This window comes from Methylobacterium bullatum, assembly GCF_014845095.1.
In the GTDB taxonomy this organism is placed as follows: domain Bacteria; phylum Pseudomonadota; class Alphaproteobacteria; order Rhizobiales; family Beijerinckiaceae; genus Methylobacterium; species Methylobacterium bullatum.
The window spans coordinates 22,220-31,801 of sequence record NZ_NKUG01000115.1; the positions used below are offsets into that span (position 1 = coordinate 22,220).

At 69.0% G+C, this 9,582-nt stretch carries 9 protein-coding genes and 1 tRNA gene; 4 read left to right on the forward strand and 6 right to left on the reverse strand.

Annotated features, from left to right (window positions below):
* Window positions 1-234: 234 nt before the first annotated feature.
* The 3 genes from MBTS_RS16495 to MBTS_RS16505 form a co-directional block, all read right to left on the reverse strand.
* The gene (locus MBTS_RS16495; RefSeq protein ID WP_192216058.1) at window positions 235-2,256 is read right to left on the reverse strand and encodes a hybrid sensor histidine kinase/response regulator; all 2,022 of its coding nucleotides are present in this window, start codon (window positions 2,254-2,256) and stop codon (window positions 235-237) included.
* Window positions 2,257-2,644: 388 nt separating this feature from the next.
* A complete protein-coding gene (locus tag MBTS_RS16500; RefSeq protein WP_026176243.1) occupies window positions 2,645-3,055 on the reverse strand; it encodes a DUF1236 domain-containing protein in 411 nt (136 codons plus the stop codon).
* 142 nt (window positions 3,056-3,197) lie between these two features.
* A tRNA-Thr gene (locus MBTS_RS16505) sits at window positions 3,198-3,272 on the reverse strand.
* Between the two features lie 214 nt (window positions 3,273-3,486).
* On the opposite strand from MBTS_RS16505, the gene MBTS_RS16510 reads away from it, so the two are divergent.
* Window positions 3,487-4,383, forward strand: coding sequence for a GGDEF domain-containing response regulator (locus MBTS_RS16510; protein WP_192216052.1), 897 nt, complete (start codon window positions 3,487-3,489; stop codon window positions 4,381-4,383).
* A 237-nt stretch (window positions 4,384-4,620) separates the two neighbouring features.
* Complete coding sequence (locus MBTS_RS16515; RefSeq protein WP_056141161.1) at window positions 4,621-5,304, forward strand: response regulator transcription factor; 684 nt, start codon at window positions 4,621-4,623, stop codon at window positions 5,302-5,304.
* A gap of 309 nt (window positions 5,305-5,613) precedes the next feature.
* Here MBTS_RS16515 and MBTS_RS16520 read toward each other — a convergent pair whose 3' ends face one another.
* Window positions 5,614-6,798 carry a DNA topoisomerase IB gene (locus MBTS_RS16520; RefSeq protein ID WP_192216053.1) on the reverse strand — a complete coding sequence of 395 codons (1,185 nt, stop codon included), beginning with the start codon at window positions 6,796-6,798 and terminating at the stop codon, window positions 5,614-5,616.
* Window positions 6,799-6,954: 156 nt separating this feature from the next.
* On the opposite strand from MBTS_RS16520, the gene MBTS_RS16525 reads away from it, so the two are divergent.
* The gene (locus MBTS_RS16525; RefSeq protein WP_192216054.1) at window positions 6,955-8,112 is read left to right on the forward strand and encodes a glycosyltransferase family 4 protein; all 1,158 of its coding nucleotides are present in this window, start codon (window positions 6,955-6,957) and stop codon (window positions 8,110-8,112) included.
* Window positions 8,109-8,777 carry a class I SAM-dependent methyltransferase gene (locus tag MBTS_RS16530; protein WP_192216055.1) on the forward strand — a complete coding sequence of 223 codons (669 nt, stop codon included), beginning with the start codon at window positions 8,109-8,111 and terminating at the stop codon, window positions 8,775-8,777. The genes MBTS_RS16525 and MBTS_RS16530 overlap by 4 nt, the downstream gene beginning before the upstream one ends.
* Here MBTS_RS16530 and MBTS_RS16535 read toward each other — a convergent pair.
* On the reverse strand, window positions 8,767-9,141 hold the full coding sequence (locus tag MBTS_RS16535) for a PsiF family protein (protein ID WP_192216056.1): 375 nt from the start codon (window positions 9,139-9,141) through the stop codon (window positions 8,767-8,769). The two genes, MBTS_RS16530 and MBTS_RS16535, sit on opposite strands and share 11 nt — an antisense overlap.
* Window positions 9,142-9,357: 216 nt before the next feature.
* On the reverse strand, window positions 9,358-9,582 hold a 225-nt coding region (locus MBTS_RS16540; protein WP_192216057.1), incomplete at its 5' end, for a helix-turn-helix domain-containing protein.

The window sequence follows — 9,582 nt, forward strand, 5'->3', positions numbered from 1 at the left end:
CGATGAAGCTGAAACCGTTCAACTACGCGATGATCGGCGTGTTCGCCGTCGGCCTCATCGCGACGATCGTCGGCTCGCTGAAGGTCGCCATGGGGTTCTGAGACCCCTTAGATCCGAGACGTCGTGCCAGGCCTCGATGAGTTCGCCTCATCGGGGCCTTTTCGCGCGCCGTCACGGCGATTGCGGCTTTGCGGATCCCGGATCGGTCGATGGCGAACCGGTGCGCCCGTCCGATCAGCCGAGCCAGGAGCCGGCCACTTCCGTCATCGCGCCGGGGGAGCCGCCGGTCTCGTCCGCCACCGGCCGGAACGCCAGGATCCGGCGCTCGACCTGAAATTTCGTCTGGATGGCGCGGGCCAGCTCCTCCTGCCCGAACGGCTTGGTCAGGCGCACGTCATCGGCGTGCTCGCCCTCCGCCGGGTCGGCGTAGCCGGTCGCGAGGATGGCCGGCAATCCGGGATGGTCCCGGCCGATCGCCGCGATGAGCTGCGTGCCGTTCATGCCCGGCATCAACTGGTCCGTGATCACGAGATCGAACGGTTCGGCGCAGCGCAGGACGTGCAGGGCCTGCGCGCCCGACGCCGCCTCCTTCACCACGTGACCGAGATCCTCCAGCAGGGCCGCCGTGTTCATCAGGACCAGCGGGTCGTCATCGACCACCAGCACCCTCAACGGTCTCGTCGCCGACGGGCAGAGGGCCGTTTCCGGCACCGCCTTTCCCGGGTCGCCGGCCTCGGCCTCGGGCAGCCACAGCTCGGCCGTCGTGCCCTGGCCCGGAACGCTCCTGAGACGCAGCCGGCCGCCCGACTGCTCGGCGAAACCGTGGATCATGGAGAGCCCCAGCCCGGTGCCCTTGCCGACACCCTTGGTCGTGAAGAACGGCTCGGTGGCGCGGGCCAGCGTCTGCGCGTCCATGCCGTCCCCCGTATCGGTGACCGACAGGCAGACATAGTGACCCGGAGCGAGGCCGGGAATTTCGTCGGGGGCGACCACCGCGTCGCGCGCCGCGATGGTGATCCTGCCGCCCTCCGGCATGGCATCGCGGGCGTTGACGGCGAGATTGAGCAGGGCCAGTTCGAGCTGGTTGGCATCGACGTTGGCGAGCGGCAGCTTCGGGGGGAACCGCGTGGCGACCGGGATGCCCGCACCGATGGAGCCCTGCAGCAGCTCGGTCATGCCCCGCACGAGCTCCGGCACGTCCACGGGGCCGGTTTCCAGCTTCTGCTGGCGGGCGAAGGCGAGCATGCGCTTGGTCAGCGTGGCGCCCCGCTCGGCCGCCTGAATGGAGTTCTCCACCAGCTGCAGCAGCTTGCGATCCGGCGGGAGGCGCTTGCGGGCGAGATGCAGATTGCCGAGCACGACGGCGAGGAGGTTGTTGAAATCGTGGGCGACACCCCCGGTGAGCTGACCGATCGCCTCCATCTTCTGCGACTGGACGAAGCGTGCGCGCGCGTCCTCGAGAGCCCGCTCGGTGTTCCGCCGCTCCGTGACGTCCCGCGTGATCTTGGCGAAACCGATCAGCTCGCCATGCTCGCCCCGGATCGGATCGATGACAACATGCGCCCAGAAACACGTCCCGTCCTTGCGGACGCGCCGGCCTTCGGCTTCGAAACGGCCTTCGGTGGCCGCCGTCCGGAGCGCCTGGGCGGGCAGGCCCGAGGCGCGGTCCGCGTCGGTGTAGAAGCGCGAGAAATGCTCGCCGATGATCTCGTCGTCCGTGTAGCCCTTGAAGCGCTGGGCGCCGCGATTCCAGCTCGTGACCTTTCCCTGAGGGTCGAGCATGTAGATGGCGTAGTCCCGCACGCCCTGCACGAGCAGGCGGAACTGCTGCTCGCTCCGTTCGAGGGCGGCCAGGGCGGCCCGTCGCTCGGTGAGGTCGCGGGTGACCTTGGCATAGCCGACGAGGGTACCGTCCTCGCCACGGATCGGATCGATGAGCACGTGCGCCCACATCAGGCTGCCGTCCTTGCGGACGCGCCATCCCTCCTGCTCGAACCGCCCCTCGGTCTCGGCGATCCTCAAGGCCCGGCCGGGCAGACCGATGGCCCGGTCGTCGTCGGTGTAGAAGCGGGAGAAGTGCTCGCCGATGATCTCGGCGTCGGTATAGCCTTTGAATCGCTGGGCGCCGCGGTTCCAGCTCGCCACCCGCCCCTGCGGATCGAGCATGTAGATGGCGTAATCGACGATGCTGTCCACCAGCAGGCGGTACCGCTCGTCGTCGACGACCAGGGCTTCGACCGCATCCGCCGCCGTCATGGCGTGACCGATGGTGGGTTCTCGATTGCAGACATCGTCGGCCATGGGTCCACCCTACTCGATACCGAACACGATGTCGGCTGCGTCGCCTTTCGGACGCTTCGCTGACCCACCCGGTGACTGGTGCCCCAACGCTCCATGACCATACCTCGACCGGACGTCGGAGACAGTCTCACGCCTGTCGCAACAGAATGACTGGATTTCTATTCCCGCTTCAATGCGGGATGACTGTCAATTGATAAGTTCTGCCGCTCAGGCGCCGCAGCGCGGGGCCTCGAAGCCGGTCAGCGGAGGCCCTGTGCCGGAACGGCGGTCGCCATCGGCGGCGATGGTGAAGCGGGTCGTCATGGGGATGCAGGCGCAGGGCCGTGGCGGACGCGCTCCGTCCTCAGTCGATCACCTCGACGATCCGGCGGGTGCCCGGCTCGACCAGCACCGGGATATCGTTCACGACGGTGTAGTTGTAGCCTTTCAGGGCGAATTCGGGAGGCACGTCGTAATAGACGACACCGCCCTCGGGCAGCACGGCGCCGACATGCACCTTGCCTCGATAGGCGAAGGACGGGCGACGCTCGCCCCGCGTGTAGATCCTGAACCGTTCCCGGCGATCGATGCCGAGGATCTCGTTGGCGGTCCCGACCGCGCCTCCGATCACGCTGCCGACGGCCGCGCCGAGGGGGCCGGCGATGTTGCCGCCGCGCTCGGCACCGTCCTCGGTGCCGCGGGCGTAACCTTGTGCATGAGCCGCCATCCCGACGCTCAACGCCGCGAGCACACCCGCCGCAACACCTAACCGCATGGGTTTTCCGCCCTCGTTCCCGACGTGCCGACAAGGCCGGACGACCGAAATCCCCCGACGGCCTCTTCATGGCGCGTTATCGTTAACGAAATCCGCCCGTCGGCGCGGGCCCCGATCCGACCGGCTTCCGCCATTGGGGGGATGGTGCCGGATGAGGGGATTGAACCCCCGACCTTCGGTTTACAAAACCGCTGCTCTACCGCTGAGCTAATCCGGCCCGATGCGCTAGCTACCAGCCGCGGGCGCGCCGTTCAACCGTCGATGAACGGGGTGTCGGCGCCCTGTCGTCCGACGAGGCCGGCCGCCCGGCGTTCCTCTCCTCCGGCCCGGCCCCGGATCGACTCATGTGGGCGGGGCGTCTTGGCAACATGTTAATCTGTCGCCGCCATGCTGACGAACAACATGAGATTTCGGGGCGGGCGACCAAGGACATGCATATCGTCATCGTCGATACCAGCCGCGTTGTCCTGAAGGTCGTTGCCGGCATGCTCGAGCCGCAGGGCCATAACGTCGATGTCTTCACCGACTCGCAGGCCGCCCTCGACTTCGTCACCTACACGCCGACCGTGCGAGTCCTGATCACGAGCCTCGAAGTCCGCCCCTTGAGCGGCCTCGAACTGTGCTGGTCGGCGCGTCTCATCGCCGAGACCAACCGGCCGCTCTACGTCATCACCATGTCCTCGGCCCGCAATTCCCGCAATCTCGCCGAGGCGCTCGACAGCGGGGCGGACGATTTCATCGAAAAGCCCCCCGGCGCCGAGGAGCTGCATGCCCGCATGCGGGCGGCGGACCGCCTGACGACCATGCAGAGCGAGCTGATTCGCCTCGCCGAGACCGACCCGCTCACCGGCCTCCTCAACCGGCGCGCCTTCCTGCAGCGGGTGCGGGACGCCGCCGATCGTGTGGGCAACCACGGCGACATGTCGGCGATCCTGGTGGATATCGACCATTTCAAACGCATCAACGACGAATACGGCCACGATGTCGGCGATGCGGCGATCCAGAGCGTCTGCAAGACCATTGCGGAGGAGGGCATCGTCGGGCGGCTCGGAGGCGAAGAGTTCGGCATCGTTCTTCCGCACCGGCCTGTGACCGATGCCGAGGCGCTCGCGTCACGACTGCGCCGCCTCGTGGAGGCCCTGCGCATCCGCGGCGCCCGCACCCCGATCCGCCTCACCTGCAGCTTCGGCGTGAGCCAGTGGAGCGACGGCGATACGATCGAGGCCATGATCAAGCGGGCCGATATCGCCCTCTACGAGGCCAAGACCACGGGGCGCAACCGGGTGATGTCGGCCGCCGCCGACCTCGTCCTCGCCCGGGCGGGATGAGCCAATCCCATTTCGAACCGGGCTGTTCCTGATAGGGACAGGCACCCTGGCGCCATGGGCGCGCTTCCGTCCGCGTTAACCGAGATGACGCGGTTTTCGGACCTGTTTTCGTAAAATACCCCCGTGTATTCATGGGCCATGGCCCGGATTCGATGAAGAATCCGATGGAACGGGATTTGAACTGCTCTCCACCAGCCCGATCGCGATGTGTCGCGATGGGACAGAGGGGGGAGCGGCATGAACCAGGCCGTGGGGGTTTTGATCGTCGACGAGCCAGCGGGGCTCGGGCCTGTCCTGCGGGCCTTCCTGGAGCATGAGCCCAGCCTGCATACGCTGGGCGAGGCCGATCTGCCGCTGGGCGGTCCGGGCACCGGGAGCGTCGTCGCCCTGGTGTTCCTGCCCGAGACCGCGTCGAAGAGCGCCCTCGCCCGGATCGCCGCGCTCAAGCGTCACCCGAACCTGCGCGTGCTGGTGGCCTTCCAGAGCCTCCCCGCCGAGACCCTGCGGAGCCTGCTCGAGGCGGGGGCCGATGCGGTGGTGGCGCAATCGGCGACCCCGCGGGAGATCAGCGCGACGATCGTGCGGCTGGCCCATGCGGGCGACGCGGACACGCAGGCCGCCGGCCCGGCGGAAGCCGGCGATGGGCTGACCCCGCGCGAAGCGGAGATCCTGCGGTTCCTCAGCGCCGGCTTCAGCAACAAGGAGGTGGCGCGCCGCCTCAGCCTCAGCGTGCGCACCGTGGAGACGCATCGGCTCAACCTGCGCCGCAAGACCCAGACGGGCCGGCTGAAGGACCTCGTCTGCCTCGCCCGGCAACTGGGTCTGGCCCCCGTGGTGGAGAGCGAGACGCCACGCCAGGGCAAGAGCGAATCCGGCCACCATGGCCACAAGGCCATCATCGAGACGATGGCGCGCCACTGAGGGAACGCGAGGCGACGGGCCGGCCGCCACAAGGGGCAGGGCGACGTCCCATGAGAGGGGTATCTGGATTCACATCGTTCGCGGGATGCGCCACCCTGCCCTCCTCCCCCTTGTGGGGAGACTTGGAGGTGGGGGTGGTTGGGCGCCCCACAGCTTACGGAGGCTGGGGGAACCACCCCCACACCTAACGTCTCCCCACAAGGGGGAGAGGAACGCGCTCTGCCCATAAGGGCAGATGCGTGAACCGAGTAGGCGAGCCGAGGGCAAGGTCTTCGCCCCTTCCGCCGGCGCGGCGCTGACAAGCTCGACCTATGCCGCGGCCCGAGCCCCGGACTCCGCCGGACGGGACCTCGCCTTTCGCGGCGCCGCCTTCCCCTTCTTGGCCGACACCTTGGCCTTGACCGAGACCCTGCCCTTCGCCGCGTCGAGACGCGCCCGCAGCAAGCCGAGGACCGCCGCCTCCTCCGGCTTCAGCCGGGCGATGTCCGTCCGCAACTCGTCCTCCACCGCATCCGCCACCTGGAGCAGCAGCGCGCCTTCCAGGTAGCCGTCGAGGATTTCGGGGTGGATGTAGCATTTGCGGCAGATGGTCGGCGTGTTGCCGAGCCGTGACGCGACGCTCTCGATGGCGGCGCGAAGGTTCTTCTTGGCCTTGGCCTCGCTGTCGAACGCCTCGAATTCCTGGAGGGCCAGCGCGGCGAGAACGGTGCCGGCCCAGGTCCGAAAATCCTTGGCGGTGATCTCCTGCCCGGTGATCTCGCGCAGATAAGCGTTGACGTCGGCGGAGGTGACGTCCCGCGTCTGGCCGGCGTCGTCGATATACTGGAACAGCTCCTGGCCCGGCAGGTCCTGGCAGGATTTCACGATGCGGGCCACGCGCCGGTCCTTCACCGACAGGTTCCACATCTTGCTGCTCTTGCCCTTGAAGCGGAACGTCAGCTCCGCCCCCGCGACGGTCACATGGGGATCGCGCAGGGTGGTGAGCCCGTAGCTCTTGTTGGTGCGGGCGTAATCGTCGTTGCCGACGCGGATCAGGGTCGCTTCGAGCAGGTGGACGATCGTGGCCAGCACCTTCTCACGGGAGAGGCCACGACGGCCCATATCCTCGTCCACCCTTGCGCGGATGGCGGGCAGGGCGTCGGCGAAGGCCATGATGTGCTCGAACTTCGTCGAGTCGCGCGCCTGCCGGAAATCGGGGTGGTAGCGGTACTGCTTGCGCCCCTTGGCGTCCCGGCCCGTGGCCTGGATATGGCCGTTGGCGCGGGGGCAGATCCAGACGTCGGTATAGGCCGGCGGGATCGCCAGGGACCGGATCCGCTTCAGGATCTTCGGATCGCGGACGGGCTTCCCCTTGGCGTCGCGATAAGAGAACCCCGTTCCGCTCTTCCGCCGCGTGAGCCCCGGCCGGTCGGCGTCGACATAGGTCAGGCCCGCCTCGATGGCCGCATCCCGCGGATCGGCGACGACACCGTCCTCTTCGCGATCCGCCGCCATCCTCCGCCTCCCGTCGGTTCTCAGGAACGATCAACCGGCGGGGCACGGGCGGCGTTCCGAGCCGGGCCGGCGGCGCGATGTCTCGCCCGGCCGCTTCATCGCCCCCGGCCTCCCGTCCGGCTTCGCACGAGGCGGCGGCGTGCTACAGCGCCTGTCATGGCCACGTCCCCCTCACCCTCCTCCGCGCCGATGAAGCGGCTCGTCTTCGTCGTCACCGAGGACTGGTTCTTCGCCTCGCACTTCCTGCCCATGGCACGGGCCGCCGTGGCGATGGGCCTGTCCGTGGCGGTGGTGACCCGCGTGCGCGCCCACCGGGCCGTGATCGAGGCGACGGGCGCGCGCGTGGTCGAACTGGAGGCCGAGCGCTCCAGCCTCAACCCCATGGCGGCGGGTTATGCGGCGGGCCAGCTCGCGGCGATCCTGAAGGGGCTGAAGGCTGACATCGTCCATTGCATCGCGCTACGCTCGATCCTCGTGGGCGGGACGGCGGCGGCGATGGCGGGCATCTCCGGCCGGGTCTACGCCCTGACCGGGCTCGGCCTGATGGGCGCGCGCGCCGACGTCGCGGGACGCATGGGCCGCCTCGCCCTGCGCCAGCTGATCCGTGGCCCCCTCGCCTCGAAACAGACCCGGTTCCTGTTCGAGAACCCGGACGACGCGATTGCCCTCGGCCTCGATCCGGCAGACACGGCGGTCACCATCGTCGGCGGGGCCGGCATCGATCCCGCTTTGCTCGCGCAGACGCCGCAACCGCCCTCCCCGCCCCTGCGCGTCGCCATCGTGGCGCGGATGCTGTGGTCGAAGGGCATCGACACGGCCGTGGAGGCGATACGACTCGCCCGTGCGGAGGGCGCGGCGGTGGAGCTCTCCCTCTACGGGGCGCCGGATGCCTCGAACCGGAGGGCGATCCCCGAAGAAACCCTGCGGTCGTGGAGCCGGGACGGCGTCACCTGGCACGGCCCGACCCGCGACGTGACCGGGGTGTGGGCGAAGCACCATGTCGGGTGCCTGCCCTCGCGGGGCGGCGAGGGCCTGCCGCGCACGCTGCTGGAGGCGGCGTCCTGCGGGCGTGCCCTCCTCACCACCGACGTGCCCGGCTGCCGCACGCTGGTCCGCAACGGGATCGAGGGCATGCTGGTGCCGCCCGACGACGCGCGGAGCCTCGCCGCCGCGCTGGTCCGGCTCGCCGCCGATCCGCTCCTCGTGGCGCGGATGGGCAAGGCCGCGCGGCGACGCGTGGTGGAAGGGGGGTTCACCGAGGATGCGGTGATGCGGGCCGTATCCGGCCTCTACGCGGATCTGCTGCGCCCATGACGCCCTCGGTCGATCCACTTCGCTTCATCCGCGCCAATACGCGGCTCCTGCCCGTGCCCCACGCGCCGGAGATCGTGCTGCATGTGGCCGACGAAGCCACGGAGCTGTGGCAGAAGACCGAGGACGAGCTCGATTCCATCGGCCTGCCGCCGCCGTTCTGGGCCTTTGCCTGGGCGGGCGGGCAAGCCCTGGCCCGGCATGTCCTCGACCGACCGGAGCTCGTCGCCGGGCAGCGCGTCCTCGATTTCGCCTCCGGCTCGGGGCTGGTGGCGATCGCGGCGGCGCTCTCCGGCGCCACCCATGCGACGGCGAGCGACCTCGACGCCTTCGCCATCGCGGCCATCGGCCTCAATGCCGAGGCCAACGGCGTCGGCGACAGGATCACGCCCGTCCTCGACGACCTCATCGGTTCGCGGCCCGCCGATCTCGGCGTCACGACGATCCTGGTGGCGGACATCTTCTACGAGCGGGACATCGCCGGCCGCGTCACCGACTGGCTGGCGGCCCTGCACGAGCAGGGCGCCACCATCCTCATCGGCGATCCCGGCCGCTCCTACCTGCCGAGGGACCGGCTCGACATCCTCGCGACCTACGAGGTGCCGGTGAGCCGCTCCCTGGAGGATGCGGAGATCAAGCGCAGCAGCGTCTGGCGCTTCAGGGCTTAGGAGCCGGGGGCGTCGCCTCCGGTGTCATGCCGGTGCCGGGGGGTACGGTGGAGCCGGGTGCCATCGGCGCGGCCGGGGCGGTGGCGGCTCCGGGGGGGTCGCCGCCCTTCAGGCAGGATTTGATCAAGGCATGCCGGTCGGCCTTGTCGGAACCGGCGGATTTCGCCTCCTCCTTGCACGCCTTGCGCGCGTCGACCTTGCAGGACTTCATGAACGTCTTGGCTTCGTCGCCCTTCAGGCCCTTGGCCTTCATCTCCTGCTTGCAGGCCCCGATGCGGCCGCCGACGGCGGCGGAGGCTTCCGTCACCGGCAATCCGGCGAGCATCCCGACAACCAGGACGGACTTCAACGTCGAACTCATCATGATCGTACTCGCTTCATCGGATGGAGAGGTGGGTCCAGGCAGAGGCGGGCCGTGATCGATGGGCCGCCCCGCCTCGTGTCATCGCTCAAAGCGCCGCGGCGCGGCTCCGTCTTCGGCCATGCCCGCCATGGATGCAACGCCCAAGCCCCCTCCGGTCCGTCCCCCGCGCGGGCACATTGCCGTGAGGGAGATCCGCGACGAGGGGGCGCCTTCGGCTCATCCGGCCTGAGGCATCCGGATCTGATCGAAATCGAGCAGGGCCGTCTCGATCACGATCTGCGTCCGGCTGATGACGTCGAGCTTGCGCAGGATCTCGGAGACATGGGCCTTGACGGTGGAATCGCCGACCTGGAGCTCGTGCGCGATCTGCTTGTTGAGCTTCCCCTGCCGGATCATCAGAAGGACGCGCAGCTGCTGGGGCGTCAGGCGGGCGATCCGCTC